The following is a 26,117-nucleotide window of genomic DNA, read 5'->3' on the forward strand; positions in this document are numbered from 1 at the left end:
TCGGCGGTGATCACTATCCGAGGCGACAGCTACCGGCTTCGCGAAAAGCGTCGCTCCGGCCTTCTGCAGAAGGCCGGAGCGACGCTCGAACCCAACGAAACCGCAAACCAATGAGGGGTCAGTTCTTCAATTCGGCAAAGGGGTCAATTCCTCGATTCGCTTGACAGGGTGATGGCGTTGAAATGGTGATAGAACGTCGACACGCCCATTGCCGCCATGTCCGCCAGAACCTCGATCGAAACGGCCTGAGCATAGTGCTCGCGCAGCCAGGTAATGATCCCTGCAATCCGGTTGCACTGCGTTCCGTACCTGGCAATTTGCCTGAGCTGTCCACCGGCCGGACCGACCAGCAGGTGATAGATGATCTCGCGCAGCACCAGCCGGCCCATGATCGGAATGTCTCGCGGCACGTCTGCAAGGGCCGCCAGCCGAAGGATCGCATCAAGCAGACCGGCCGTGACCACTCCGATCGTCATCCCCGATCCGGCCTCGCTTGTCGGAATCCCGTGGAGGTCGATCTTGCAGTGGATCGATCCCGCATCGCGCAGTATCGCCAGGACGGAGATGCCTTTGGCAGCGAGCTCGTCAAACTGCTCTGTAGCGTCGATGCCGTCGGTGGCTCGGCGCAGTAAGCCGGCGAATGCCACCAGGAGATTAGCGTAGTGACAATCTTGAGGTTGTCATCAGATTTTGCCAATCGGTGGCATCTGCACGCGCACACCGGCGAAAACACGCAGATACGCGCGGCGATTTCAGAATATCGATCAAAAAGAAGCAATTGTCTACTGCATTTGTATCGTCCAGCTGCTATTGCGAACCAGGGAGGTGCCGGACGGACCTACCATTTCCAAGCGAAAAAACGCCGCTCAGTCATTTCCCTGATTTCAGTACGAGAAGGACGACATGAGAGACTTCCACTTCCCAGGGCGCTCCGTATCGATCGGAACGCGGTACGCAGCCGCGACTTCGCACCAGCAGGCGACACTGGTGGCAATAGATGTGCTACGCGGCGGCGGCAATGCGGTTGACGCCGCCGTCGCCGCATCGGCGCTGCTGGGTGTCGTCGAACCGCACAGCGTCGGCATCGGAGGCGACACCTTCGTCCTCTACTGGTCGGCGCGCGATCGCAAGCTACACGGACTCAACGGTTCGGGCTATGCGCCAGAGGGACTGTCTCTCGACTGGCTGAAACGGCAGGGCCTCGGCAGCATCGGTGGCGACAGCGTCCACTCGGTCACCATTCCAGGTGCGGTGCGTTCATGGGAAGCGTTGCTGAATGCGTTCGGCTCGCGCAAGCTCGGAGAACTGCTGCAGCCAGCCATCGCAGCCGCGCGCGACGGCTGGCCGGTCGCCGAGCGCATTGCCTCGGACTGGCCGGCGCACGTAGCGCGGCTTGCCGCATCAGGCGCCTCTCGGGACCAATTTCTGATCAATGGCAATGCGCCCAAGACGGGTGAGGTGCTGCGTACGCCCCTGCTGGCAAAGACGTTGGAGGCGATCGCTGAGGGTGGAGCGGACGCATTCTACACCGGGCCGTTGGCGGCCGGCATGGTGAAAAGCCTCAACGAAGCGGGCGGCAGGCATACGCTGGCCGACTTTGCAGAATGGTACCCGCAGATGGTCGAGCCGGTGCGGATCAACTATCGCGGCCACGACGTCTACCAGATTCCTCCCAATGGACAGGGCCTCGTGACGGCGATGATGCTCAACATCCTTGCAGGTTTCGATCATCGGAGCCTCGATCCCCGGGGGGCGGATCGCTTCCATCTTCAGATCGAGGCCTATCGTCTTGCTTCGGCGGCTCGCGACGCCTATATCGCCGACCCCAATCACGCGCGTGTGCCGACCGAGGAGATGATTTCGGAGCGCTACGCCGACCGCATGCGCGACCGCATCGACCTAAGGAGGTCGATGAACGACGCCGTCATCGAACCAATCGGCCCGAACGATACGATCTATCTCACCACTGCCGATGCGGAAGGAAACTTCTGCTCTTTCATCAGCTCGATCTCCGGCGCCTTCGGCTCGGCGATCACCTGCTCGCGAACCGGCGTGCTGTTCCAGAACCGCGGTTCGGGCTTTTCGACGAGAGCCGGTCATCCAAACACGGTGGGGCCCCGCAAGCGCTCGCTGCACACCATCATCCCAGGCTTCGTCACCAAAGATGGTACACCATTTCTCTCGTATGGCGTGATGCAGGGCTTCTACCAGCCGGTGGGCCAGGTGCAGGTGCTGCAGAATATTGTCGAGTTCGGCATGGACGTGCAGGCGGCGATCGACGCGCCGCGCGGGCTTCGGACGGGGAACGCCTTCGAGGCGGAACGCTCGATCCCCGTCGCCACCCTCGAGGAACTGGCAAGGCGCGGCCATCCGATTGCGACTGCTGGCCTATCCTATGGTGGCGCACAGGCGATCATGCCGGTGAACGGCGTGCTATTTGCAGGTTCCGATGCGCGTAAGGACGGCCTGGCGCTCGCCGTCTGACAGCGCGGTTTCCGCGGGCGAGCCCCTTGCGCAAGTCTGTGCACAGGTTCGGGTCTGTAAGGCAGCGCCGATGGAGACGCCTAAACCTTGTCTCCCGTCACCACCGCGAGGTTGAAATTGGGGTGGCCGAAGGCGGCCTCAAGGCTCATCCAGAGCGGGATCAGCTGCTCCATCGCCCGGCAATGCTTCAGGTCGCCCAGATCGAGGATACGGCGCCAGCCGAAGGTCTTGAGCAATTCGGTCACTTGCGCCTTGGCATCGGCGTCGTTGCTGGCGATGAAGACGGTATGCTCGGCGCCCAGATGAGCCGGATCGACCATCAGGTGGGCACTCACACTGTTGAGCGTCTTAACCAGCCTGACGCTCGGAAATGCCTGCTGGATCGCTTGGCCCAGCGGCGCGACGATTGGCTGGTCGACTGCAATGTCGTAATTGCCAATGTCGATCAGGATCTTGCCGTCAAGATCGCAGCTCTTGAGCAGTGGGATGCTCTGCTCTCCCGGGAGCGCGTTGACGATCCATTCGCCATGCGCGGCGGCCTCGGCATGGCTGCCGACACTGGCGCCGGTGGCGTTTGCGACGGCTTTCGCCTTGTCGGCTCCCGGCGCGCGCGAGCCGAGCATGACCGAATGGCCAAGCCCGACCAGTCTGCCAGCGATCGCCGAGCCCACCATGCCGGTTCCCATGACTGCAATGTTCAATTGCGCCTCCACTCCCGATCCGCGGCTTCGGCCGTCCGTCTGTAGTCTATGTGATACGCCCGGCCGCGCAAATAAGTCAAATTCGATCACATCCATGATTGACATCGATCCAATACGCTTACAAACTTGGTCATATCGGGTTTATTGACAGGCAAACGATACTTTCCACGCGGGCGCTTTGCCGCGGCTGATGGCCGTGGCAAAGCACGGGAAAACTGTGCCCTCGTGATAGTCGCTGGAACGCGCTGGAGGGCGAATGACAAACGAGAAGTTGTCGCGGGATTTGCTGCTGAGTGAGTTCATTCCCGAACAGATGGTGCGATTACCTGAGCATCACCCCTCCCGTTTTCCTATCCCCGCCTATGATGCCCACAATCATCTCGGCCGCTGGTTCACCAAGGACTGGGTGATTCCCGATGTGCCGGCCTTCGTTGCCATGCTGGACGAGGTGAATGTCCAGGGCGTTGTCAATCTCGACGGCCCGTGGGGTGACGAGCTTGAAGTCACGCTCGATCGCTATGACCGCGCCTATCCAGGCCGCTTCGCGACCTTCTGCCGGCTGAACTGGGCCGAGACAGCAAATGCGGGGTGGGGCGAGCGGCTCGCTGCCTCCGTGCGCATTGCGGCTAAGAGTGGCGTCAGCGGGCTTAAGCTCTGGAAGGATATTGGGCTGCGCAACAGGGACGAGAAGGGCGAGCTGTTCTTCCTCGACGACACACGTCTTTCTCCGGTCTGGGCCGAGGTCGCCGATGCGCGTATTCCCATCCTCGTGCACATCGCCGATCCGGCCGCCTTCTTCCGGCCGCTCGATGCGACCAACGAACGCTTCGAGGAGTTGGTGAGGCATCCGGACTGGCATTTTTATGGTCCGGAATTCCCGAGCCTCGAGCGGCTGCTCGACTCGCTCGAATACTGCGTCGCTGCCAATCCGCGTATCCAGTTCATCGGCGCGCATGTCGGTTGTTATGCAGAGGATCTGGCCTGGGTCGACCGGATGATCTCGACCTATCCGAACTTCAATGTCGATATTTCGGCGCGTATTGCCGAACTCGGACGCCAGCCGCGAGCAACGCGCAACCTCTTCCTCAAGCACCCCGACCGGGTGTTGTTCGGCACGGATATCTTCCCGGCCAGGGCGTCTGACTACCGCAAGTATCTACGGTTTCTCGCCACGGATGACGAGTGCTTTCCCTATTCCGAACACAATCCGCCTCCGACCGGCAGGTGGACGATTTCGGCGATCGACTTGCCCGAGGACGTGCTCGCCAAGGTGATTGCGGGCAACGCCAGACGCATCATTCCGGCATTCTCGCGAGGACGGCTGCAATGAGAACCGTCCAGGATGACGGAACTTACGATGTCGCGGTCCTGGGCGGCGGCATCGTTGGCGTCAGCGCGGCGCTCAGGTGTGTGCAGGCAGGTGTGAAAGTTGCACTGATCGATGCGGGCCTTGAGGGCAAAGCGAGCGCTGCCGGCGCCGGGATCGTTTCGCCCGTCGGCCTCGGAGGTAACGAAGCGAGCAGGGAGTGGTCGCAGCTCGTGGCATCCGCCATCTCCCACTATGGTCGCATCCTGGGTTTACTTGGTGAGGCCGGCATGTCGGATGTCGGCTTCGGCAAGGTCGGCGAGATCGTGGTGGCGACCCGCGCGCAGGACGTGCCGCGCCTCGACGAGCTGCATGATCGCGTGAAACTCTTCGCCAAGGCGGGAATTCCGGTCGGCGAGGTTAAGAGGGTTGGTGCCGGCGAGCTCGGCCGGGCCTGGCCGGAATTCCGGCGTGATCTTGAGGGGCTCTATATCGAGAATATCGCCCGCATGGATGGGCGGCGCATGTGTGCGGCGATCTGCAAACTGGCCGAGCTTAACGGCGCAACCATCCTGTCCGGCCGCGCCGATATCCGGCTGAACGACAATCACTCGATTTCACTCACCGTCGCGGGCGCGCCGATCAAGGCAGACACGGTGGTGTTGGCGACCGGTGCCTGGTCGCAGCCGTTGCTCGAGCAGATCGGCGTCGCCATGTCGGTGGAGCCGGTGCGTGGGCAGATCGTGCATCTGCAGCTTGCCGACCGGGCGACCGGGCGGAGGCCGGTAATCAATACGTTCGAGGGCCACTATTTCCTGGGCTTTCCTGATGGCCGTGTAGTCGTGGGAGGCACCCACGAGCCGGAAGCGGGATTTAAGGTGGGTATAACGGCGGGTGGCGTTCACTCCGTGCTCGACAAGACATTGCGCATCGCACCGGGACTTGCGGCCGGATCGTTGCTTGAGACCCGTGTTGGGCTGAGGCCGCGCAGCCGCGATGGCTACCCGATCGTCGGGCGACCACGCAGCACGACCAATGTGGTCATTGCCACCGGACTCGGTGCCTGGGGACTGACACTGGGGCCGATGATTGGCGAGATTGCCGCCGAGCAGGCGCTCGAGTTGTCACCGACCTATGAGGCAGGGTTTCTTGGCCCCGACCGCCAGGACATCACCGAACCGGCAGTGCTCTCGCCAAACATCAACTGAGTTGGGTTGCCGTGTAGGGCGACGCCTGGCCAGTTCGCATCAGTAAGGAAACGACCATGCCAACGATCAACAAAAGAGGGAACAACATGCAAATGACATTCACACGCCGCAGCGCCGTTAAACGGCTTGTCCTTGCCGCTCTGGCCAGTGCTGCGCTGGGCGGCGCAGCACTGGCCCAGGAGAAAGTGACGATCTCTTACGCCATGTGGGATGCCGCGCAGGTGCCCGCAATGCAGCAGATCATCGCCGAGTTCAACGAGACGCATCCGAATATCGAGGTGAAGATTCAGGTGACCCCGTGGGACGACTACTGGACCAAGCTCCAGACTTCGGCCACCGGCGGCAGCGCTCCGGACGTATTCTGGATGACGCTCGCCTATTTCAAGCTTTATGCCAGCAACGGCGTGCTCTTGCCGCTCGACGAACAGATCGCCAGCGAGAGCATCAACATGGCTGACTATGTGCCCGCCATGGCCCAGGCCTACAAGTATGATGACGTACAGTATGGCATGCCCAAGGACGTAAATGCCTTCGGCCTGTTCTACAACAAGGACTTGTTCACCGCCGCCGGCGTGCCGTTCCCGGATGCGACCTGGACCTGGCAGAATGTGATCGATGCGGCCCAGAAGCTTACCGATCCCGCCACGGGCGTCTACGGCGTCGGAGCCCAGGAGACCGACGAACTCGCCTGGTACCTTACTGTGCCGCAGACGGGCGGCTACGTTCTCAGCGACGACGGTAAGAGCTCGGGCTACGACAAGCCGGAGACGGTCGCCGGGATCCAGTTCTGGGTTGATCTCGTCAACAAATATAAAGTCTCACCCAACTTGCAGCAGCTGACCGATACCGAGGCGCTTGCCCTGTTCACTTCGGGCAAGCTCGCCATGTACTACGGCGGCTCATGGGATCCGGTGGCTATTGCCGACGTTCCGGCGGCCAAGGCATTCACCGATGTCGCACCTTTGCCCAAAGGCCCGAAAGGCGGCAAATTCTACAGCAACGGCCTTGCCTATTCGATCTACGCAGGCACCAAACACCCCAAAGAGGCCTGGGCCTTTGTCAGCTTCCTCGGCTCCAAGCGCGCCAATGAAATCCAGGCAACGACCGGCACCGTGATCCCGGCCTACAACGGCCAGGCGGGCGGCTATATCAAGGCGTTGTCGTGGATGAACGCGCAGGCGCTGATCGACCAGCTCCCCGAGGCCCTTCCGTTCCCAGTGTCGGAGAACACCCCGATCTGGCGTCGCAACGCCACGGCGGAGTTCGCAAAGGCCTGGACGGGCAAGGAGACCGTGGAGGCCGTGGCAGCTCGCGTCGCCGCCCAGATGAACGAAGCTGTGGCTGCCGAGTAAGCCGGTATGACCCATGTCTCCCGACCGGAAACCTGGGATAAGTCGGCGAGACCGGTCGCCGAAACCAATTACCGCCGCGCTCGCATCAGCAGGGCGCAGCGGGAAGAGTGGGGATGGGCCTTTCTGTTCATCCTCCCCACGATGATCGGTCTCGGCGTCTTCTCGCTCTGGCCGATCTTCGAAACCTTCTATTATTCCTTCACCACCTGGGGCGCTTTCGGCGGCCACAAGTGGTCGGGGCTCAAGAACTACGACTTGGTGCTCCGCGATGCCGAGCTGTTGCAGTCGACGATCAATACGCTGGTCTTTACCGGCCTGTCGTTGATCGGCGTGCCGATCGCCATCGTGGTCGCGGCGTTGCTAAACCGACCCGGGTTGAGGGGACTAACGCTTTACCGCACCGTCTACTTCCTCCCCGTCGTGACGCTTCCGTCGGCAGTCGCACTGATGTGGAAGCTGCTCTACAGCGGCGACTACGGCTTGGTGAACTGGCTACTCAGCCTCGTCGGCATCGACGGCCCCTACTGGCTCTCCGACCCCAATACCGCACTCTACGCGGTGGGCATCGTCTCCATTTGGAGTTCGGTGGGCTACAACATGGTGATTCTACTCGCCGGCATGCAGACAGTTCCGCGCGAGTACTACGAGGCGGCCGAGATCGATGGAGCGGGCGGCATCCGTCAGTTCTTCTCGATTACCATCCCGCTGCTCACGCCCTCGATCTTCTTTGTGTGCGTGATCACCGTCATCAATGCCCTGCAAGCCTTCGACCTCGTGTTCCTGATGGTCAATGTCAACAACCCGGCACTCCCGTGGACGCAGACGGTGGTCTACCTGTTCTTCGAGAAGGGTTTCATCGAACACAATGGCGGCTACGCGGCGGCGATTGCTTTCCTGCTGATGATCGTGATCCTCGCGCTCACGGCCATCCAGTTCCGGCTCCAGCGGCGATGGGTGCACTATGGCTAGGAAAATCAACCGACACAGCAACGTCCTGCCGCATCTCTTCCTGTCCCTCGGGGCATTGATCATGATCGGCCCGTTCCTCTGGGAAGTGCTGACGGCCTTCAAGACATTCGGTGAATCCATCCAGGTGCCGCCGGTGATGATCCCGGCACATTTCAACCTCGACAATTTCCGGGAAGTGTTTCAGTCCCTGCCGTTCACGAGCCTGTTCATCAACACGGTGCTGATGACGGCGGCGCGGACGACTGGCCAAGTGTTCTTCTGCTCGCTCGCCGGCTACGCCTTCGCGCGGCTGAATTTTCCGGGGCGGAACTTCATCTTCATGCTGTTCCTCGCCGTTATGATGGTGCCGGGGCAGATGTTTCTGATACCGCAATATCAGCTCATGCAGAGCTGGGGGCTGCTCAATACGATCCCGGCGCTGTTCTTGCCGGGCATGTTCAGTGCCTTCGGCACGTTTCTGATGCGACAGTTCTTCATGCAACTTCCGAAAGAACTCGAGGAGGCGGCACGGCTTGACGGGGCCAATACCTGGCAGATCTACTGGAAGATCATGCTGCCGCTGGCGGCTCCCGGTATGCTGGCACTTGGGCTATTGGTGGCGATCTGGTCGTGGAACGACCTGCTGTGGCCGTTGGTGGTCAACACCGACCCGGAAAAGATGCCGCTCTCGGCCGGCCTCGCAAATCTCAAGGGCGAACATCTCACCGATTATCCGGTGCTGATGGCGGGATCGCTGATGGCCAGCGCGCCGCTGATCATCGCCTTTCTCCTCTTCCAGAAGCAGTTGATCCAGGGCATCGCCACCACGGGGGGCAAAGGCTGACGAAGGTCGGGCGGGCCTTCATCAGCCCGCATATCCGTAGAAGAAATAGGATAACGTCGGCTTGGGATGACACGCCTTCAATTGGCGTTTTGTAATACTTGCGCTCGAGCGCGGTCATCACTGTACGGCGTCAAGATCAATCATTGGTGTGATTGACTTCTGATGACTCGCCGTTCATGTGGATGCACTGGGGTGCACTTTCAGACCGAGTGACGGAGATCATGTCGCAGAGCGAGGGACTAAAGGTAGACAGGTTGGATGCCATTCGTGGATATCTCTATGCCCATGGTTTTTCAACCGTACAGGCGTTGGCTGACGCGGTCGGCGCCTCGCTCGCTACAATTCGGCGCGATCTCCAATATCTGGAGCGCAAAGGTGCAATCGACCGAGTGCACGGCGGCGCGCGCATCGCCGAAGGCTCGTCAGTGGAGGTTGCCTTCCAGGAGAGGGCCAAACACAACCTCGCTGCCAAGCGGGCGATCGCTCGCACCGCCTACGAGCTGCTGGTCCCGCATACGACGATCTTCCTTGACGCCGGGACGACGGTGCTGCAGCTCGCACTGCTGATCCGCCTCAATCCGTTGCCGCTTAGGATCTTCACCAATGGCCTCAGCGTAGCACAAGAGCTTCTTAATGTTCCCAATCTGAGCGTCTCTGTGTTGGGCGGCCAGTTGCGAAGTGAAAACGTCTCATTGGTCGGGCCTGAAGCCGAGGCCATGCTCGAAAGCCTATGGTTCGATCAGCTTTTTCTTGGTGTGAGTGCCATTGCAGCCGACGGCGCGCTCTATAGCGTCGATAGTGCCGAAGCCAGTCTTAACCGCAGGATGCTGGCGCGCTCGGCGGCCTCGCACCTGCTCACGGATTCCAGCAAATTTGGCACGACTGCGACTTACAAGGTGGCGCCGCTCACCTGCGCTCACGTCATTACTGACTGGCGGCTCGGTTCCGATTGGCGTACTCGCCTGGCCGAGATGGGCGTCGAGGTTGCCGTTGCCGAATCCGGCCCGTCCGACGACTGACGGCACGAACCGATCCTCATCCTGTCTGGAGGAGGCCCATTCGCACCCGATCCCATCGAAACCTAGCTGGTCCGCCGCGCAACGCCGGGAACGAAGGTCTCTATCTCCGGGGCGGGAGCCGGATCGTCTCGCCTCGCTCGCCGGAGAGATAAAGGCCCATCAGCATTTCGATGACCGCCACGCCATCGTGGAACGTCTCCAAGAGCAGCTTTTAGCCGATCGACAGTCGCTTTTCGCTTTTGGCATCGAAGAGATGCAGCTTTGTGAGATCCGGCGTCAGCCCGACGCTGTCGCCAGCCTGCAGGGAAAGGCGCTCGCGCACCGTCGCGACGATCGGATCCGATCCGAGCTTGGCGTTGATCTGGGTCTCGGCTCCGGTCGGTTCTATCACCACCACCTCCGCACTCACGCCGCTCTGGCTGATGATCAGATGCTCTGGACGGATGCCGTAGATTACGTCTGCGCCTCGCGCCGATGCGGCGTTGTCAGGTAACGGCAGGCGAGCTCCGCTGTCAGCGATGAATTCAACCGGTCCGGAGTTGCTGATTTTGCCTCTAATGACATTCATGCCCGGCGAGCCGATGAAGCCGGCGACGAAGAGATTGGCCGGCCGGTCGTAGAGATCGAGCGGCGAGCCGATCTGCTCGACATAACCGTCACGCATGACCACGATCCGGTCGGCCATGGTCATGGCCTCGATCTGATCATGCGTGACATAGATCGTGGTCGTTTGCAGTCGCTGGTGCAACTGCTTGATTTCCGAACGCATTTGTACGCGAAGCTTCGCGTCGAGGTTGGATAAGGGTTCGTCGAAGAGGAAGACCTGAGGCTGGCGGACAATTGCTCGGCCCATGGCAACGCGCTGGCGCTGGCCGCCGGAGAGGTTTCGTGGATATCGATCGAGCAATTGTTCGAGACCGAGGATCTGTGCTGCGTCGCGAACGCGGCCTTTGATCTCTTCCTTCGGTGCCTTTGCCAGGCGCAGTGAAAAGCCCATGTTCGCCTCGACGGTCATATGCGGATAAAGCGCATAGGATTGGAAGACCATGGCGATATCGCGCTCCTTTGGCGCCACATCATTGACGACCTTGCTCCCGATCAAAACATTGCCGTCGGAGATTTCCTCAAGCCCTGCGATCATGCGCAGCAGGGTCGACTTGCCGCAACCGGAAGGGCCGACGAGGGTGACGAACTCCCCGTCGCGGATGTCGATGTCGACGCCGTGCAAAACCTCGAAATGACCATAGCTCTTGCGGACATTTGCCACGTTTACGGATGCCATTACTGTCTCCTGCTGCGAATCTGGTTTCGGATCTATGGTCGCTCGCACCGAGCGACACGCGTCGCGCCTCTTATCGGGGCGCTGTCGCGGCGGTGTAGGGGGCGAGAGCCGCGTCAATGGCGGCAAGGCAGAGATCGCGGGCTTTCGGCGCGAGACGTTTTTCGACCACGTCTGGATAGAGACGGGCGAGATGCTGGCTGATCAATGTTTCCGGGATTGTCTCGGGCAATCTGGCCAGCAATCTATCGACCGCCGCCGCCGCACGGGCATCAGGCCAGTAATAGCGAATACGGTCGCTGTAGCTGAAATGTCGCTGCAGCCGCTGCTCATCCACTGTGCCGCCATAGTGACCGGCCCAATGTCGAGGTTCGGCCAGCATGATATCTTCCATAGTCGCAGCCAGTCGGCTGGCCGCGGTATCACAGGAAAGAGTGTTGGCAATCGCATCGAGACCGTAGAGTGCCTCGCGCAATGCGAAGGTCAGCCCCGGACCGACTTTGAGGATCGCAAATCCGCCGTCAACCAGCGCCGAAAGCATGTCCGCCGGCTGGTAGTCGGTCGAATGGGCTTCGAAGAGCAGTCCTTCCATCTCATGGAGCGCGGAAATAAGCTTCTGCGCCCGCTCGGGCTTGTAGAGCGCGACATTGGCGTTGCCGAATTCCACGCCCGGCTGAACGACGATGGCGATTACCCGCTGCAGCGCCGGATCGGCTCCTGCTTCCGTAAAGGCGTGACGGTGGACCTCAAGCGTTTTGAGGGCCGCGTCGCGGTGCGTGACCTCGAGCTCGTCCAGCGCATGTGTCGCGCCACCAGGCGGCGGCACCTCGGTGCCGATGACGTAGACCGGCAGACGACGGCCGTTGCGACGGGCAGCGTCTTCCGCTGCCCGCGCCAAGCGTGCTGCCCTTGCGGCGGTCAGTTCGTCGGCAAGGGCCACAGGCTCGCCGGCGCAGCCCATCGACGTGTCGAGGTGCAGCTTTTCGAAGCCGGCTTCGACATAGGCCGTTACCATGGCTTCGGCGCGCGCCATGGCTTCGTCCGCGTTGAGCTTTCGCCAGGGATTAGGGCCGAGATGATCCCCGCCGAGAATGATGCGGTCAGCCGGAAAGTCGATGCCTGCCGCGATGCGCTCGATGAAGGTTCGGAAATCGGCGGGGGTCATTCCGGTATAGCCGCCTTCCTGATTGACCTGGTTACAGGTCGCCTCGATCAGAACGGCCTCATCCTGCCGGGCGGCACGCCGCAACGTTCCTTCGATGACAAGCGGATGTGCAGAGCACACCGATGTAATGCCACGTGGTAGCGAAAGGCTCCTGGCGCCGAAGAGTTTTGCCAGGGCAATCTGTCGATTGTGATCGATCGCCGCGCTCATGCCAGTGTTACGACCTTGGTGAGATGACGCGGAGAAACGGTGTCTATGTTTCTCGCTTGCGCCGCGCGTTCGCCGAGGATCTGCAGTGTGGGCAGGACGACGAGACCGGCGAGCGACAGATCGACATCGATGGGGAGCTCCAGATCCCCGGGGCCGCCAAGCCCGATGACCAGGGCGCCTTTCTGGCGCAACTCGCTGACGAGTTTGGCTTCGGCCTGCTTCTGGTCCTCGCTGTAAAGCATGATCGCTGCGGTTTTTTCATCGACGAGACTGATCGGCCCATGCCGGTATTCGAGCGGATGGAAGGCTTGCGTCATCAACTGGCTCATTTCCATCAGTTTGAGTGCGCCTTCCAGCGCGATCCCGAAAAGCGGTCCACCGCCCAGAAAGACGAAATGCGAGCGATCCCTGATGATATCGGGCAGGGCCACATCAAGGGTATTGGCCAGTCTCTGAGCTGACGCGATGACAGAACGGGGCACGGTCTGGCCGATCATCTGCAGGCTGAGCAGCACCATGAGACTTGCCGAAACCGTCATGACGATGCCCTCGTCGGGGTGAGTGGGCGAGCAGATCAGTTGATCACAGTTTTTGGCAAGCGTACTTTCGGGCTCGACCGTCACGGCGGAGACGAAGGCACCGGCAGCGCGGCTCGCCTTTGCGGCGGCCACCGTCTCCGTGGTCTCGCCGCTGCGTGACAACGCAACCACGTGCGTCTTCTTCCAATCCGGCCAGAAATAGGAGGGCCTGTTGAGCCATTCAGCACCCGGAACAGCAATAGCCTTTCGCTTCAGGTTGTTGGCATAGGCGGCCAAAGATAAAGCGAGATTAAAGGACGTGCCGCAGCCGAGGAAGACGAGAAGATCTTCCTCCTTTCCGATTGCCGCGTTCGAGCCGATCGCTTTTCCCCAATAAGGGAACTGCTCGAAGATTACCTTTTCGGTCGTGTTCATGATGTCTCCGATTATTTGACCGAACCGGCCAGCAGACCGCTGACGAGGTACCGGTTGAGGAAGATGACGACCAGGGCAGGGATGACGATCGCGATCGATCCGCTTGCCGTGATCAGCCCGTAGTCGATGAAGTTCTTGGTGACGAATTCGGGGATGAGAACCGTCAGGGGTTTCGTCGCCTGCGGCGAGAAGATGAGGGGAACGAGGTACTGCCCCCAGGCTCCGAGAAAGGTCAGGATGGCGGCTGCCGTCAACCCGGGGCCGGCGAGCGGCAGCACGATGTTGAAGAAGATGAAGAGGCGGCCGGCACCATCGAGCTGTGCCGCCTCCTCGAGCGCAATCGGAAGCTGCTCGAAGACGCTGCGCAGCAGCCACAGCGAGAGCGGCAGATAGGCCGAGACGTAGATCAGCGAGACCCCGATATAACTGTCGACGAGATGCATCTTGATCATGATCTGGTAGAGCGGGATAAGCACCGCATAGGCGGGAATGGCGAGTGTCGCGACGACTGCCCCGAACAAGAATTGACGTCCGGGAAAACGCATCCTGGTGAAGGCATAGGCGCCGAGTGCCGAGATCGCGACGCAAAGCAGCGTGGCAGCGGCCGACGTGATCACGCTGTTGACGAGTGCCGCACGGAACTGCTTCCAGACTTCCACCCCGCCGATCCGCGCGATATTGACGCCGAGCAGGCGCGAATAATGGTCCAGCGTGAAATGCTGCGGGAAGAAGTGGATCGGCCGCGTGGAAAAATCTTCCGTCGGCGTCACGGAGCTTGCGAGCGTCCAGTAGATCGGACCGAGCGACCAGATCAGCAGCACGGCAAGACCGGTCCATATCATCAGGCGGTAGAGAATGGTTGGTTTCATCAGTCGAACCGTGTGTTGCGATAGACGCGGAGCACGTAGACGAGCGAGACCAGCAGAGAGACCAGCGTGATGACGACCGAGAGCGCCATGCCGTAGGAGAAACGCAGGTTCTGGAATGTCTCGAGATAGATCTGTACGAGGATCGGCCGCGTTTCGAGGCTCGATCCGGCAAGCACCCAGGCCTCGTCAAAGAGGTTGAAAGCATTGACGGTCGCATTCGTCATGGCGACGGCAATGGCGCTGCGCACGAGTGGGAGCGTCACAAGGCTGAACATCTGCACGCGTGTTGCTCCGTCTATGCGGGCCGCCTCGTAAAGATGCGCCGGGATGCTCTGCATGGCGGCGAGCACGATGACGATCGTCAGCGGCATCATCCGCCAGACATGCACAACGGTCACTGCAATGATCGCGCTCGTCCGGTCGTTGAACCAGACATGATTTTCGAAGGGCAGGCCGAGTGCCACAAGTATACCGTTCAGCAGGCCGGCGCCCGGCTGATAGATCCACAGCCAGATAACCGAGTTGACGACGCCGGGTAGAGCCCAGGGCAGGATGACGGCCGCCAGGACCCATTGGCGCCCAACTTTCACCTGGTTGATGAGAGCAGCAGCAAGTACGCCGAAGACCGTCTCGGCAACGACGGCGAGGACGACATAGATGAGTGTATTCATCCAGGTCGATCCCAGCTGCGCGTCCGACAGCATGCGCGTGTAATTCTCCAGCCCGACGAAGGGCGTTCCGGCCTGCATCGGATTGACCCTATGCAGTGAGTCCCAAACCGTCCGGCCCATCGGATAGAAGACCAGCGCTGCCATCGTCACGAGGATGGGCAGCACCAGCAGCACTCCGAGCGTAGTGTCGGCGTTGAGGCCGACACTACGCTTGGTTGCGACACCTTCAGCGGTGACTGCTGTCATTGGGCCATCGCCTGCTTGGCGGCATCGGCGATGCTCTGCATGGCCTGATCAACGGAGACCTGGTCCTTGGCAGCACTGTTGATCGCCGTGTTCACCGCGCTTGAGAACTGCGGATACCACGGCGGCGTTCCCTGCTGGAACAACGGCTCGACGGTCTTCGACTGTGCAACGAGTGCGTCGCCGCTCGTTAGCTTGCCCTCTGTATTGAGCTCGGAGAGTGCCGAGGTGCGTGTCGGCAGAAAGCCGTTTGCCGCATTCTTCTTCTGGAACTCCCGGCTGGTGAACCATTTGACGAAGGCGACTGCCGCTTCCTTGTTCTGGGAGACGTTCGGAATGGCAAGCGCCTCCGGAAGGCCAAAGCTCCGGGTCTGACCGCTTGCGGTCGGCACCAGAATTGCTTCCACCTGACCTGCGACCTTCGACTGCTTTGGATCGTTCATCTGACCCAACCGGCCGGGCTCACCCGAGATCATGATGCTGGTCAGCCCTTGGGCAAACATGCTCTCGTTGATCTGGCTGTCCTTCAGGCCCGTCGAAGCTGGATCGACCAAACCGTCCTTCAAGAGCGCCAGTTCGAAGGCGAGTGCCTTGTAGCCGGCGGAATCTGGCGTGAGGAAAAGCGGCTTGAAATCCTTGTCGAAAAGTTCGCCGCCGAAAGCCTTTGTCAGCAGATACCAACTGGTGGAAGCGCCTTCAGTCGCCGAGAGTGGCAGGCCGATCGGATAGGTGGAAATACCCTTCTCCTTGATCTGCTTGGCCGCGGCGACCAGCGCATCAAGAGTCTTCGGCGTCTCGGTAATGCCTGCATCCGTGAAATGCTTCTTGTTGATGAGCATGACACGGAAGTCGTTTGTATAGGGCACGCCCAGGAGTTGGCCATCGACGGTGAAGATCTTGGCGACGCCGATATCATCGATCGTGTCTTTGTCGATAACGTCGTTCAGCGGCATGTACCAGCCGGCGGCGCTGAACTGCCCGGTCCACGACCAGTCGAACTCCGTCACATCTGCCGGTGCCGTGCCGGCGACCAGGGCCGTGACGAGCTTCGGGCGGATATCGTCCCATGACAGGGTCTGGAGATCGACATGAATGCCGGTCTCCGCTTCAAAATCAGCCGCAACCGTCGCTCCCTGCGGCGACGGCATCAGCACGGTAATCGACTGACCGGCAAGCGGCTTGGCGTCATCGGCCAGAGCAGGCAGAGCGATGGCCGCTGAGGCCAGCAAAGGCAATATGAATTTATACATGTTCCCATCCTTCGTTATCGTTGACATTCATTGTCTTGATCGCGCGATCGCATCTTCGGAAGCGCCCGCGATTTGCCCGAACCAGCGCTCACCCAGCGGCCAGTCGAGAAGTTGGGCGGCAGCCAGAAGCGCACCGCCAATGGGGGGAAGGATTGGGGACACCGCCCGCCGGCCGATCCGCCGCTCCACCGCTTCGAGAAGAAGACGACTGGAAAAGGTGCCGCCCGCATAGGTCCAGTCGGTGCCGGCCTCGCAATGGCTCGATATCGCCCGATAATGCTTGGAAAGCTCGTCGGCCGCCTTCTCGATCAGGCGGATCGAGGTCTCGTCGCCTTGATCTGCCGCGCGGTCGACAAGGATGGCGAGCGCAGCAATGCCGGCACGCGGGCGTGCAAGCCCGTTGATCCAGCCGCCGAGCGCGTTGATCGGATCAGTGATATCAAGCCGGAGGTGGTCGTAGATGGCCTTCGCCAGTGCGGTCGGTTTGGCGCGTCCATCGAGGCTCTGGCTGATCAGATTCAGGGCTGCCCGACCGATCCAGTAGCTGCTCCCCTCGTCGCCAATCACATCACCCCAGCCACCGGCGCGGGCGGAGACACCTGCGCCGTTACGCGCCCAGGACATGGATCCGGTTCCCGACAGGATAAGGACGCCTGGCCGGCCGGCAAAGGCTCCGAGATGGGCAGCATCGACGTCATTCAGCACGATCCTGCGGATCGCCGGAAAGGCGTCGTCGATACATTGCTTCTGGAGCGCGGAGAGGTGTGCGACTTCGCCATAGGCGGGCAGGGCAGCGCCGATAGCGGCCAGGCCCGGCTCATCGCGGAAGGGTTCGATATGCCGCTCCAGCTCATGACGCCAATCGGGATTATCCATGGGATTGATGCCGCCGCCGAGTGCAGTGCGGAGAATTTGGCCGTTTCTGTCAGCCAATGTGACGAGCACCTTGCTGCCGCCGCCGTCGATGCCGAGGATCAACTCGCCACTCATTCTTTCGCTCCAAGCTCGGCAAACGTCGCATCGACACCGAAATTGGCGAGTTCGGCGCGCCATTGCGTCGTAAGGTCCTTATCCGTGATGAGCCTTGCCGCATTGACTGGCGCGACCTTATAGGTCGCCATCGTCCCGAACTTCGTCGAATCGGCGAGTAGATAGCGATTGGCCGAGCGAGCGAGCATGCGCCGATTCAGACTGGCCTCCGCGCTGTCCACGCTATAGATCGCTCCATCGCGGCTGATTGCGCTGGCACCCAGAAAGAGCTGATCGAGCCATATCGATTCCAGCATCGCCTCAGCCTGCGGGCCGACGAGCGAGACGTTTTCACAGCGTAGCTGGCCACCGAGGAGGACGACCTCTAGATTTGCGATGTTCAAGAACTCCTGAGCCACGATCAAGCCGTTGGTGAAGATGCGCAGGGGAATGGGATTGATGCGGATCAGCCGGGCAAGCTGCAAAACCGTCGTACCGGCATCAAGAAAGATCGTCGTTCGCGGCTGAAGCAGCTCATAGGCGGCATTGGCGATCGCGCGCTTGGCCGAGAGATGGCGCTTCTCGCGCTCCTGAAAGGCAAGTTCAACCGAGGAACCCCCGGCGATGCGAGCGCCGCCATGCAGGCGGTCGATAGCGCCATCCTGTTCGAGAATCTGCAGATCACGGCGCACGGTCGCCAGCGAGGCTCCAACTGCATCGGCGAGATCCTGAATGGTCGAAAAACCATGCGCATAGAGATGGCTGCGTATGGCGTCGAGCCGATCAGTCTTTACGCCGCCACTCTGGTCCAACGGTCGTCCCCTGCTGCAATCTTGTTATTTGTGCCGAGGCTCCCACTCAATATGATCAATGTCAATCATAAATTTGATCTTTTGTGAAATCTTAGGGCGCGATAATCTTGCTGGATGTCAAAAACGATTGAGGCATGCCGTCTTTAAGGACGGCATGCCTCTGGATGTGTCTGCGCAAGACGGACCTACGAGTCGGTCTCAGTTATATTTCGGCAGAAGGTCGCCATGCGCCTCGATCAGATCGTCCACCATGTTCCAGACCTCGTCCGGGGACAATTCAGCCGATGTGTGAGGATCGAGGAGGGCCGCCTGATAAATGCGTTCACGCTTTCCCGTCAGCGCCGCTTCCACCGTCAGTTCCTGAACCGATATGCTGAGTTTCATGACAGCGGCGAGCTGTGAGGGGATCCTGCCGACGCGGGTAGGCTGAATGCCGTTCCTATCCACATGGCAGGGTACTTCCACGATACATTCGGCAGGAAGGTTTTCGATCAGGCCGTTATTGGGAACATTGCCGTAGATCAGCGCCGGATTGCCGGTGACGGCGGCATGAATGATGCCGGCGGCATACTCGTTGCTACGGCAGACCTCGATTGGCCTGTCGCCTTCGAGATCCCGTCGCAGGGCATGCCATTCGGAAATCTGCCGTTCGCAGCGGCTGATATATTCGTCAAGCGGGATATTGAGCTTGTCGATGAGCTTGGGGCGGCGGTCCTTGATGTACCAGGACGTATATTCGGAGAAATGCTCGCTCGATTCGGTCACGAAATGGCCGAGCCGCTTCAGCACATCGAAGCGTACCCGGTCGTCGGACGGTACGCGTCCCTGATCGGCGAGCGCCATCAGCCTCGGATAGAGATCTTCGCGTCTGCCGTCGGCATGCAGTTTTTCGTACCTCAGGAAGAAGGCGATGTGGTTGATGCCCGCCGAGATATAGTTGATGTCGGAAATGTTCTCGCCGAGGCATGAGGCAAGATGAGCGGCGGTATGCTGAACGCTGTGGCAAAGACCGACCGTCCGGATGGACGGCGCCAGTTCCTTGATCGCCCAGCAATTGATCGCCATCGGGTTTACATATTGCATGAGCAGCGCGCTAGGGCAGACTTCTTCCATATCGCGGCAGATCGCTTCGAGCACGGGGATGGTGCGAAGTCCACGGAAGATGCCGCCTATTCCGAGCGTGTCGGCAATCGTCTGCCTGAGACCGTATTTCTTCGGCACTTCGAAATCTGTCACAGTGGCCGGCTTATAGCCGCCGACCTGCATCATCAGGATAACGAAATCTGATCCGCGCAGCGCAGCGCGACGATCGAGCGTGGCCTCTACCTTCACGTTCGGCATTTTGAGTGCTTCGCAGATGCGTCGCGCCACGATCTCCGATGTTCTCAACCGCTCGGGATCGATGTCGAACAGGCTGATGACATAGTCGCGGCCCGAAGGCGTGGACAGTACATCCCCCAGAATGTTCTGCGCAAAAACGGTGCTGCCCGCACCCACGAGGCAAATTTTCGGCATGTCGCTCTCCTGCCAATTGAAGTCGCAATAGTCGTGCCTCTTCCAAATCAGAATTTCTTCCGGTTATTAAAGCGAGTTTTCCCGGATTGAAGCGTTGGGGCACATGGCAGAGGATCATTTTAACAGGAGTGGCGAGTGGACGGGCTCGCCGCGGAGCTTCCTGATCGAACGTCACACGGCCGATGCCATGAGTGCCGCGCACTGGCACGACCATGTCGAAATCAACCTGCTTTTCGACGGTGCCATGACTTATCTGTTCAATGGCCGGCAGGAGCGGGTCGAGGCCGGGCGCCTTGTTCTCTTCTGGGCAGCCATTCCCCATCAGACGATCCTGGTCACGCCAGATGCGCCGCTCATCTGCATCTATTTACCGCTCTGCGACTTTCTCGCTCTGTCCATCGACAAAAAGGCAAGACAGGCGATCATGCAGGGAACGTTCGTGGTCGAACCTCGCCGTCAGGAAACGACGTTGCTGAGCGCTTCCACCTGGGCCGAGGAATGGGGTAGGGGTGATCCCTTGCGACGCCAGTTGATCGCCGACGAGGCCAAGCTCAGGGTGCGCAGGCTCATCCTCGATCACACCGAAGACCAGGGCTCATCGATTGCGGCTGCCGCGACGCCCATCAGTCCCGCCATCCGCCATTCGGAAGTGCTGACCGACCTGATCAACCGGCATTTCTCCGAGCAATTGAGCCTTACGGAACTCGGAAAGCGTGCCAACGTGCATCCGACGACCGCCAACCGGGCGTTCCGTGACGTGCTCGGCATTTCCGTGATGGAGTATCTGACACGCTATCGTCTCGCCAGAGCAATGCAACGCCTGGTCGAGACCGAAGATTCGATCCTGGAGATTGCTCTCGACTGCGGTTTCGGTTCCAGCAGCCGGTTTTATGACGTCTTCAAACAGCGCACCGGCACGACGCCCCGGCAGTTCCGTTCATCGTTGGAAGTGCCGCATCTGGCTGACCAGGCATTGACGCGCAGGACATTTCATACCTGAATGCCGCTTTCGAAACGCGGATCGATGATGGTCTAATAGGACATAGAGTCCTGATAGATGCGGCGGACGAGTTCCTTGCTAAGGGGTCCCATTGCGTTGTCACGCAGCTGAAAGCGCTCTTCGTTTCGCCGAACCATATAGAGGATTCTGGACGAGTTCGGTCCGATGATGCGACGAACCGCGAAATTCCCGCGGACAACCTCATCCACCACGCTGCCTTAAAAATCAGATGCTTCGCTGAACCAAAGTTGGTAACGACGGTTTCATTCCCATCAAGACAATCTGGCTCTCTTCACGGAGGCCGGAACCATTTTAATCCGGCGCGGTATCTTAAATCCCTGATCCGTCGAGTTGCTGCCCTTCGGCGCCTTCCCAAGGTGAGGGCATCGAGAAGCGATTGACGTTGGCCGAGGGCATCGGCATCCAGCACTTCAATTCCGGCTCAGCATATTCGATGATGTGCCCGGGCGAGGAGTCAGAGGCGCGCCAGCCTTCTCTACCGAACTGATCGCCGTTCGTCCAATAGGCGAGGTCAACTTCTGCCGGCCCCTGTTCGGACGGGCGGATCGTGACCAGGATCCGACTGCCGTCTTTCGGTGCGCTTGCCATGTTGCGCCAGCGATCTGGCTCGTCCATCGTTTTTCCTCCTGCCTTGTGCAGGTGGCAACTGTCGCCTCGTCATCGAAGGCGGTCAACTCAAACTTTGCGGAACCATCCTCCATCGATTGACCAGCGATCTCGATGGTCAATCCGGCGTGCCATGTCGGCGTGATAGCAGACGGCAATCTCTTCGAGGCTTATTTACCAGCAATCAATATCAGGGCCTCATCGGGACCACGTCTCCTGATCGTCAACATGGAACTTCATTCCTACGTTTAGTGATCTGCGTTGATCAGAGGCAAATCGAGCCGAATATTTTCTGAAAGGAACGCAAGGGCCGCGGCTCCGATCAGCCCGGAATTCTGCCCTAGAGCCGCTCGAAAGAGTTCGACGTCCTTGAAACCTGGCATTGCCCATTCCTTGATGTAGTTCCGGATACCTGGCTGAAGCCGGTCGAACTCGTTTGAAAGGCCGCCGCCCATTACGAGGATGTCGGGTGAGAATATATGAATGAGGCTGGTGAACCCCCGGCCGAGTATTTCAGCCTCTTCCTCGATCAACTGGTTGGCTAAGCTGTCGCCGCTTCTCGCGGCAGAAAACACATCACGACTGTGAATTTCCGCGCCGCTTTTGCCAAGCGTCGTCGAGCGGTGTTCGGCAGCCCAGGCGCGCGCGCGCCGAGTGAATGCAGTGCCGGAGCCATAGGCCTCGAAGCAGCCCCTATTGCCGCACGGGCAGGGCTCGCCGTTTGGCATCACCGACATATGGCCGATATGGGCGGCCATTCCCTTGCGGCCACGCAATACCCGTCCATCGGAAACGACGCCGCCGCCGATGCCGGTGCTGACCGTCACGTAAACAAGGTTGTCCACTCCCTTGCCGGCGCCGAACTGCCACTCCCCGATCGCCGCGGCGATTCCGTCATTTTCCAGGCTGACGGGGAAACTGAACCGTTTCTGGAGTTCCTCCCTCAAGGGGAAGTCCGTGAACCCGGAGAGGGTCGGTATGCTTGTCGCTATGCCGGCGACCGTATCGATCGGACCCGGCGCCGAAACGCCGATGCCGACAATGGCCGATGGTTTGGATGTCGCCACCAGTTCATCCGCGAGGCCACGGATCTGGGCGAGGATACGATCCGGACCGCCTTGAGCGTCGGTTCGCTCCTCGCACCTGGCGATGAGGTTTCCGCGTTCGTCGACAAGTGCCGCCCTGACCTGCGTCCCGCCCAAATCTATCCCGATCGCAATCCGCTGCATTTCTGAACCACGCGTTAGAGGGCACGAAGCCAGGTCATCCGCTCTTCGAGGGACGGGGCATTGAAGGCGAGAGATCCGAGCACGACGGTTTCAGCACCCGATTGACGCAGCAGCGGCACTGTGTGTTCACGGATGCCTCCATCCGCGGCCAGCACGATCCTTTGAGCCGCGCCGGTTTCCCTGATCAGCCGTTGCGCTTCAATGAGGCGGTTGCCGGCGCTTTCGTTGAGGCCCTGACCCTTCACGCCGATCGCCGTACCGAGAAGAGTGACAAAGCTCAGCCGCGGGATGTGGTGTTTGATCCGCTCAACCGGCGTATCGACCTTGAGGACCATGCCGGCGGCGACACCGCGGCGTTCGAGAAGATCGAGCGCTTCGCCCGCGACCGCCTCATTTTCCACATGGATGCTGATGAGATCGCAACCGGCATCGGCGAATTGTTCGATCTGGGACAGGATGATGCTGTCGACCACCATGAGATGGACATGAATGGGGCGGGAGGAAACCTTCCGGACACCGGCGACCAGATCGGGGAAAAACAGCATGGCCGGCGCGAAATGGCCATCGGCCACATCAATGTGCAGGATATCGACATAGGGATCGACGCGGGTGAGGTCGTCGGCAAGCCGCACCAGATCGGCCGACCACACGGAGAATTCGGCGATCAGCCGATCGCGCGGCAGGTCTTCGATCCAGCTCTTCGAGGCGGTGGGCATCAGCTAAAGCTCCCTCAGGAAATTGCGCATGGCTGTATGGAAGTCGGAGACGTACTGCGCCCGGTTGACGACCTTCGGTGTGATTTCCACAAACTTCGCTGCCGGAACGCATCCGGCTATCGAATGGGCGTGGGAGAGGGGATGGATGAGGTCCTGTTGATGCCCGATTACCAGGGTGGGGATGGCGAGATTGCCGATCTCCTCCTCGGTGACTCCAGGGCCGTCACCTGCGATGGCAGTCAGAAGGGTTGCCGTGACCTGAATGGGCTGGCGGGCAAAGAAGCCGGTGAGAGATGCCAGATTGTCTGGCGCTTCCTTGGCAAGACGCCGTCCGGTCTCGCTGGCCAGAAAGGCTGCTTTCGCCGCTTTCGGCTCCAATGTGCGGAGCAGATGCCCAACCTCGGCGTTTGCCCTCATGTTCGCCGGCGCGGCGGCGGCGATCCATGCCGGCCTGGCGATAACGAGAGCCCTGACGAGATCCGGACGTCTGACGGCGAGGCGAAGGCAGATCGCCGCACCCATCGAGATTCCTCCGACGACAACTGGCACACCAAGCTCCTGTTCGATGAAGCCAGCCAGATCATCGGCGAAAGTCGCTATCGACAGTTTTCGTAGATCGCCAGGTTCCGACGATCCATGGCCACGGGCCTCGACGGTGAAGCGTTGGTAACCGCAGTCTGACGGAAAGGCCTCGCGGGTCTGGCCCGCATCGCCGCATAGGCCATGCTGGAAGACAACTGCCGGTCCAGCACCAGCGGAATCCAGATTGAGCCTTGTTCCATCCTCCGTCATGAACGATCCGGCCTCACTCATTTGCGGCTCCGACTGTGCTCTGCAATCGCGAGCCGAGGAAAGTTGCCACGCCTTCAGCTTCGGATGCTGAAAGCCCGTGAGTGATCAGGCTGCCGCTAAAGCCGACAGAGGCCAGTTTCCGGAGATAGTGCGTGTAGTCGAGGACGCCCTTGCCAGCGGTCGCGAACCGGCCGTCGATCGTCCGGTCCTTGGCGTGCGCCATGACGATGCGATCGGCAAGCAGGTCGATCGCGGAGGAGACGATGGTGCGTTGTTCTTCTACCGTTGCGACTTCGAAGAGATTTGCCGGATCCATGACGATCTTCAGGCGCGGGCTTTTGAGTTCGTCGATCAGGCGGCGAGCTGCTCCGGCCGAATTCACCACGTTGGCGAGCTCCGGCTCGATGCCGAGATCGACATCATAGCGATCGGCGATGCCGATGGCTGTCTCCATCGCCTCGAGCAGGTCACGCCATGCCTCCGGCGAATTGTTGTCGGGATGCTCCTTCCACTGGTCGACCGGATCGCGCGTGCCGGTGCACAAGGTGATGAGCCCGGTCGACATGGCGGCGCAGCGCTCCGCCAGGACAGCAAGCCTGCGGTGGCCGGCGCGGCGGACGGCGAGATCCGGATGGATCATGTTGTAGGTGCCGGAGACGGCGACGATCTCGACCCCCGTGCTTGCCGCCGCGTCCGCTACCGAACGCGCCTGCGCGTCGCTGATTTCATCCGGCATGGGGGGCAGGCCGGAGCAGGCCATGTTGTATTGCGCGCAGGCGAAGCCGGCGCCAGCGACCGCCTTCAGCGCGGTTTGCGGATCGGTTCCGTCAAATGTCTTGGCGAAGATGCCGAGCTTCATCACACACCACCTGACGCATCAGCCAAAGCGACGGATTTGCCGCCTTCAGCGGACCGTGCGATCGCGACCATGGCCTGGACCGATGCGAGACCGTCATCGACATCCGCGCCTTCGATGGGCGTCCCGTCGAGAATAGTACGGGCGAAGCCCTCGACCTGACGGCGATAGAAGTGGCCGTCGGCCCCCAGGACCCGGTGCGTCGCGCCGTCAGCCTCCCGGAAGATGTCGACTTCACTCGTCCTGTAGTACCACGGGTTATAGGTCTTGCCGAGAATGCTGCCGTTCTTGCCATAGATCTGGAAGCCCTCGTGCCAATCCATGCGGACCTGCACAGTGAGATCGAGATGGCCGAGCGTGCCGGAGGCAAACTCGACATCCACAAACCAGCACCAGATGCCGGCCCGTTCGGACAGGCGCGCATGGACGGAGACGATATCACCGGCGAAATAGCGGGCCGTGTCGATCAAGTGGCAACCATGGGCGAGCATGTAGTAGCGCCGCAGGTTGGTTTTCGGATTTTCCGCCGGCTTCCTGGCATTGGCGCTTGAAACTATGAGAGGCTGGACGGCGTCGGTCATCGGGTAGCGATGCGTGCTGTCGCAATACCAGGCCTTGAGCGCGATCACCTCGCCCATTTCGTCGCGGATGAAGGACTTGGCGGCCTGGAGGCCGGCATCGAAACGCTTCATGTGGCCGACCTGGAAGACCTTGCCGGATTTCTCGACGGCCGCTTTCAGCTCGCGGCATTCCTCGACGGTTACGCCGACCGGTTTTTCGCAGAGAACATGCTTGCCGGCCTCGAGCGCCCGCAGAGTCGCGGGAACATGGAAGGCATCGGCGGTCGCGATGATCACCGCGTCGAGCTCCGGATCGGCAAGCATCTTGTCGTAATCATTGTAGGTCTTCTCGGCACCGTGGGTGATCGCCATGCGTTCGCGCAGATCGTCGGCCACGTCGCAGATGGCGTAAAGGTCGGCATTGGACGCTTTCGTGCAACTTTCGAAATGGGCGGCCTGGGCGATCTGTCCGGCGCCGAGGACGCCCACGCGAAGGCGTCGTTCCTGCTTTGCTGGCATCTGAAATTTCCTCGTCTTCG

General features: G+C 60.5%; 25 protein-coding genes and 2 pseudogenes. 9 read left to right on the forward strand and 18 right to left on the reverse strand.

Features of this window, described 5'->3' with window-relative positions:
* A pseudogene (locus tag EV286_RS29030) lies at positions 1-114 on the forward strand (ATP-binding protein); the annotation flags it as partial.
* A gap of 29 nt (positions 115-143) precedes the next feature.
* Here EV286_RS29030 and EV286_RS29035 read toward each other — a convergent pair.
* Entirely contained in the window at positions 144-647 is a 504-nt protein-coding gene (locus EV286_RS29035) for an AraC family transcriptional regulator N-terminal domain-containing protein (protein ID WP_132960732.1), read from the reverse strand.
* Positions 648-903: 256 nt separating this feature from the next.
* On the opposite strand from EV286_RS29035, the gene EV286_RS29040 reads away from it, so the two are divergent.
* Entirely contained in the window at positions 904-2,484 is a 1,581-nt protein-coding gene (locus EV286_RS29040) for a gamma-glutamyltransferase family protein (protein WP_132960733.1), read from the forward strand.
* A gap of 80 nt (positions 2,485-2,564) precedes the next feature.
* On the opposite strand, the gene EV286_RS29045 is transcribed toward EV286_RS29040, so the two are convergent.
* A complete protein-coding gene (locus EV286_RS29045; protein ID WP_132960851.1) occupies positions 2,565-3,185 on the reverse strand; it encodes an NAD(P)-binding domain-containing protein in 621 nt (206 codons plus the stop codon).
* Between the two features lie 256 nt (positions 3,186-3,441).
* Here EV286_RS29045 and EV286_RS29050 point away from each other — a divergent pair, with 256 nt between their 5' ends.
* From EV286_RS29050 to EV286_RS29075, 6 genes are all read left to right on the forward strand, one after another.
* Entirely contained in the window at positions 3,442-4,515 is a 1,074-nt protein-coding gene (locus EV286_RS29050; protein WP_132960734.1) for an amidohydrolase family protein, read from the forward strand.
* The gene (locus tag EV286_RS29055; protein WP_132960735.1) at positions 4,512-5,699 is read left to right on the forward strand and encodes an FAD-dependent oxidoreductase; all 1,188 of its coding nucleotides are present in this window, start codon (positions 4,512-4,514) and stop codon (positions 5,697-5,699) included. Before EV286_RS29050 ends, EV286_RS29055 begins: the two co-directional genes overlap by 4 nt.
* Positions 5,700-5,791: 92 nt before the next feature.
* Complete coding sequence (locus EV286_RS29060; RefSeq protein ID WP_165932979.1) at positions 5,792-7,051, forward strand: sugar ABC transporter substrate-binding protein; 1,260 nt, start codon at positions 5,792-5,794, stop codon at positions 7,049-7,051.
* Between the two features lie 6 nt (positions 7,052-7,057).
* Entirely contained in the window at positions 7,058-8,020 is a 963-nt protein-coding gene (locus tag EV286_RS29065; protein WP_132960737.1) for a sugar ABC transporter permease, read from the forward strand.
* Positions 8,013-8,843: a carbohydrate ABC transporter permease gene (locus EV286_RS29070; protein ID WP_132960738.1), complete on the forward strand. Its 831-nt coding sequence runs from the start codon at positions 8,013-8,015 to the stop codon at positions 8,841-8,843. The genes EV286_RS29065 and EV286_RS29070 overlap by 8 nt, the downstream gene beginning before the upstream one ends.
* Before the next feature lie 221 nt (positions 8,844-9,064).
* Positions 9,065-9,862: a DeoR/GlpR family DNA-binding transcription regulator gene (locus EV286_RS29075; protein ID WP_132960739.1), complete on the forward strand. Its 798-nt coding sequence runs from the start codon at positions 9,065-9,067 to the stop codon at positions 9,860-9,862.
* 62 nt (positions 9,863-9,924) lie between these two features.
* Here the strand turns inward: EV286_RS29075 and EV286_RS32605 are convergent.
* The 10 genes and pseudogenes from EV286_RS32605 to EV286_RS29125 form a co-directional block, all read right to left on the reverse strand.
* Positions 9,925-10,064 (reverse strand): annotated as a pseudogene (locus EV286_RS32605) (gfo/Idh/MocA family oxidoreductase); the annotation flags it as partial.
* 9 nt (positions 10,065-10,073) lie between these two features.
* On the reverse strand, positions 10,074-11,144 hold the full coding sequence (ugpC, locus tag EV286_RS29085; RefSeq protein WP_132960740.1) for a sn-glycerol-3-phosphate ABC transporter ATP-binding protein UgpC: 1,071 nt from the start codon (positions 11,142-11,144) through the stop codon (positions 10,074-10,076).
* Between the two features lie 70 nt (positions 11,145-11,214).
* Entirely contained in the window at positions 11,215-12,516 is a 1,302-nt protein-coding gene (locus tag EV286_RS29090; protein ID WP_132960741.1) for a D-tagatose-bisphosphate aldolase, class II, non-catalytic subunit, read from the reverse strand.
* Positions 12,513-13,469, reverse strand: a complete 957-nt coding sequence (locus tag EV286_RS29095) for an SIS domain-containing protein (protein WP_132960742.1) — start codon at positions 13,467-13,469, stop codon at positions 12,513-12,515. Before EV286_RS29095 ends, EV286_RS29090 begins: the two co-directional genes overlap by 4 nt.
* Before the next feature lie 11 nt (positions 13,470-13,480).
* A complete protein-coding gene (locus EV286_RS29100) occupies positions 13,481-14,338 on the reverse strand; it encodes a carbohydrate ABC transporter permease (RefSeq protein ID WP_132960743.1) in 858 nt (285 codons plus the stop codon).
* Positions 14,338-15,255, reverse strand: coding sequence for a sugar ABC transporter permease (locus EV286_RS29105; protein ID WP_132960744.1), 918 nt, complete (start codon positions 15,253-15,255; stop codon positions 14,338-14,340). The genes EV286_RS29100 and EV286_RS29105 overlap by 1 nt, the downstream gene beginning before the upstream one ends.
* Complete coding sequence (locus EV286_RS29110; RefSeq protein ID WP_207909942.1) at positions 15,252-16,529, reverse strand: sugar ABC transporter substrate-binding protein; 1,278 nt, start codon at positions 16,527-16,529, stop codon at positions 15,252-15,254. Before EV286_RS29110 ends, EV286_RS29105 begins: the two co-directional genes overlap by 4 nt.
* On the reverse strand, positions 16,530-17,492 hold the full coding sequence (locus EV286_RS29115) for a BadF/BadG/BcrA/BcrD ATPase family protein (protein WP_132960746.1): 963 nt from the start codon (positions 17,490-17,492) through the stop codon (positions 16,530-16,532). It lies immediately after the preceding gene.
* Positions 17,489-18,283 (reverse strand): DeoR/GlpR family DNA-binding transcription regulator, encoded by a 795-nt coding sequence (locus EV286_RS29120; protein ID WP_132960747.1) that lies wholly within the window; start codon positions 18,281-18,283, stop codon positions 17,489-17,491. Before EV286_RS29120 ends, EV286_RS29115 begins: the two co-directional genes overlap by 4 nt.
* A 198-nt stretch (positions 18,284-18,481) precedes the next feature.
* Entirely contained in the window at positions 18,482-19,798 is a 1,317-nt protein-coding gene (locus tag EV286_RS29125) for an alpha-glucosidase/alpha-galactosidase (protein ID WP_132960748.1), read from the reverse strand.
* 103 nt (positions 19,799-19,901) lie between these two features.
* On the opposite strand from EV286_RS29125, the gene EV286_RS29130 reads away from it, so the two are divergent.
* Positions 19,902-20,798 (forward strand): helix-turn-helix domain-containing protein, encoded by an 897-nt coding sequence (locus EV286_RS29130; protein ID WP_132960749.1) that lies wholly within the window; start codon positions 19,902-19,904, stop codon positions 20,796-20,798.
* Positions 20,799-21,128: 330 nt separating this feature from the next.
* On the opposite strand, the gene EV286_RS29135 is transcribed toward EV286_RS29130, so the two are convergent.
* The 6 genes from EV286_RS29135 to EV286_RS29160 all read right to left on the reverse strand — a co-directional run bounded on the left by EV286_RS29135 (position 21,129) and on the right by EV286_RS29160 (position 26,097).
* Positions 21,129-21,434 (reverse strand): hypothetical protein, encoded by a 306-nt coding sequence (locus EV286_RS29135; protein WP_132960750.1) that lies wholly within the window; start codon positions 21,432-21,434, stop codon positions 21,129-21,131.
* 239 nt (positions 21,435-21,673) lie between these two features.
* Entirely contained in the window at positions 21,674-22,654 is a 981-nt protein-coding gene (locus tag EV286_RS29140) for an ROK family protein (protein WP_132960751.1), read from the reverse strand.
* A gap of 14 nt (positions 22,655-22,668) precedes the next feature.
* A complete protein-coding gene (locus tag EV286_RS29145) occupies positions 22,669-23,370 on the reverse strand; it encodes a ribulose-phosphate 3-epimerase (RefSeq protein ID WP_132960752.1) in 702 nt (233 codons plus the stop codon).
* A gap of 3 nt (positions 23,371-23,373) precedes the next feature.
* The gene (locus EV286_RS29150; RefSeq protein ID WP_132960753.1) at positions 23,374-24,183 is read right to left on the reverse strand and encodes an alpha/beta hydrolase; all 810 of its coding nucleotides are present in this window, start codon (positions 24,181-24,183) and stop codon (positions 23,374-23,376) included.
* Positions 24,176-25,021, reverse strand: coding sequence for a sugar phosphate isomerase/epimerase (locus EV286_RS29155; RefSeq protein WP_132960754.1), 846 nt, complete (start codon positions 25,019-25,021; stop codon positions 24,176-24,178). Before EV286_RS29155 ends, EV286_RS29150 begins: the two co-directional genes overlap by 8 nt.
* Positions 25,021-26,097 carry a Gfo/Idh/MocA family oxidoreductase gene (locus EV286_RS29160; protein ID WP_132960755.1) on the reverse strand — a complete coding sequence of 359 codons (1,077 nt, stop codon included), beginning with the start codon at positions 26,095-26,097 and terminating at the stop codon, positions 25,021-25,023. Before EV286_RS29160 ends, EV286_RS29155 begins: the two co-directional genes overlap by 1 nt.
* Between the last annotated feature and the right edge of the window lie 20 nt (positions 26,098-26,117).

Source organism: Rhizobium sp. BK251 (genome assembly GCF_004345245.1).
Lineage (GTDB): Bacteria > Pseudomonadota > Alphaproteobacteria > Rhizobiales > Rhizobiaceae > Rhizobium.

Coding starts and splice junctions, on each gene's coding strand:
- EV286_RS29145 (WP_132960752.1), bottom strand. CDS start 23,370: ATGCCCACCGCCTCGAAGAGCTGGATCGAAGACCTGCCGCGCGATCGG.
- EV286_RS29070 (WP_132960738.1), top strand. CDS start 8,013: ATGGCTAGGAAAATCAACCGACACAGCAACGTCCTGCCGCATCTCTTC.
- EV286_RS29055 (WP_132960735.1), top strand. CDS start 4,512: ATGAGAACCGTCCAGGATGACGGAACTTACGATGTCGCGGTCCTGGGC.
- EV286_RS29125 (WP_132960748.1), bottom strand. CDS start 19,798: ATGCCGAAAATTTGCCTCGTGGGTGCGGGCAGCACCGTTTTTGCGCAG.
- EV286_RS29110 (WP_207909942.1), bottom strand. CDS start 16,529: ATGTCAACGATAACGAAGGATGGGAACATGTATAAATTCATATTGCCT.
- EV286_RS29095 (WP_132960742.1), bottom strand. CDS start 13,469: ATGAACACGACCGAAAAGGTAATCTTCGAGCAGTTCCCTTATTGGGGA.
- EV286_RS29090 (WP_132960741.1), bottom strand. CDS start 12,516: ATGAGCGCGGCGATCGATCACAATCGACAGATTGCCCTGGCAAAACTC.
- EV286_RS29130 (WP_132960749.1), top strand. CDS start 19,902: ATGGCAGAGGATCATTTTAACAGGAGTGGCGAGTGGACGGGCTCGCCG.
- EV286_RS29060 (WP_165932979.1), top strand. CDS start 5,792: ATGACATTCACACGCCGCAGCGCCGTTAAACGGCTTGTCCTTGCCGCT.
- EV286_RS29135 (WP_132960750.1), bottom strand. CDS start 21,434: ATGGACGAGCCAGATCGCTGGCGCAACATGGCAAGCGCACCGAAAGAC.
- ugpC (WP_132960740.1), bottom strand. CDS start 11,144: ATGGCATCCGTAAACGTGGCAAATGTCCGCAAGAGCTATGGTCATTTC.
- EV286_RS29075 (WP_132960739.1), top strand. CDS start 9,065: ATGTCGCAGAGCGAGGGACTAAAGGTAGACAGGTTGGATGCCATTCGT.
- EV286_RS29155 (WP_132960754.1), bottom strand. CDS start 25,021: ATGAAGCTCGGCATCTTCGCCAAGACATTTGACGGAACCGATCCGCAA.
- EV286_RS29115 (WP_132960746.1), bottom strand. CDS start 17,492: ATGAGTGGCGAGTTGATCCTCGGCATCGACGGCGGCGGCAGCAAGGTG.
- EV286_RS29160 (WP_132960755.1), bottom strand. CDS start 26,097: ATGCCAGCAAAGCAGGAACGACGCCTTCGCGTGGGCGTCCTCGGCGCC.
- EV286_RS29105 (WP_132960744.1), bottom strand. CDS start 15,255: ATGACAGCAGTCACCGCTGAAGGTGTCGCAACCAAGCGTAGTGTCGGC.
- EV286_RS29100 (WP_132960743.1), bottom strand. CDS start 14,338: ATGAAACCAACCATTCTCTACCGCCTGATGATATGGACCGGTCTTGCC.
- EV286_RS29065 (WP_132960737.1), top strand. CDS start 7,058: ATGACCCATGTCTCCCGACCGGAAACCTGGGATAAGTCGGCGAGACCG.
- EV286_RS29050 (WP_132960734.1), top strand. CDS start 3,442: ATGACAAACGAGAAGTTGTCGCGGGATTTGCTGCTGAGTGAGTTCATT.
- EV286_RS29140 (WP_132960751.1), bottom strand. CDS start 22,654: ATGCAGCGGATTGCGATCGGGATAGATTTGGGCGGGACGCAGGTCAGG.
- EV286_RS29040 (WP_132960733.1), top strand. CDS start 904: ATGAGAGACTTCCACTTCCCAGGGCGCTCCGTATCGATCGGAACGCGG.
- EV286_RS29150 (WP_132960753.1), bottom strand. CDS start 24,183: ATGAGTGAGGCCGGATCGTTCATGACGGAGGATGGAACAAGGCTCAAT.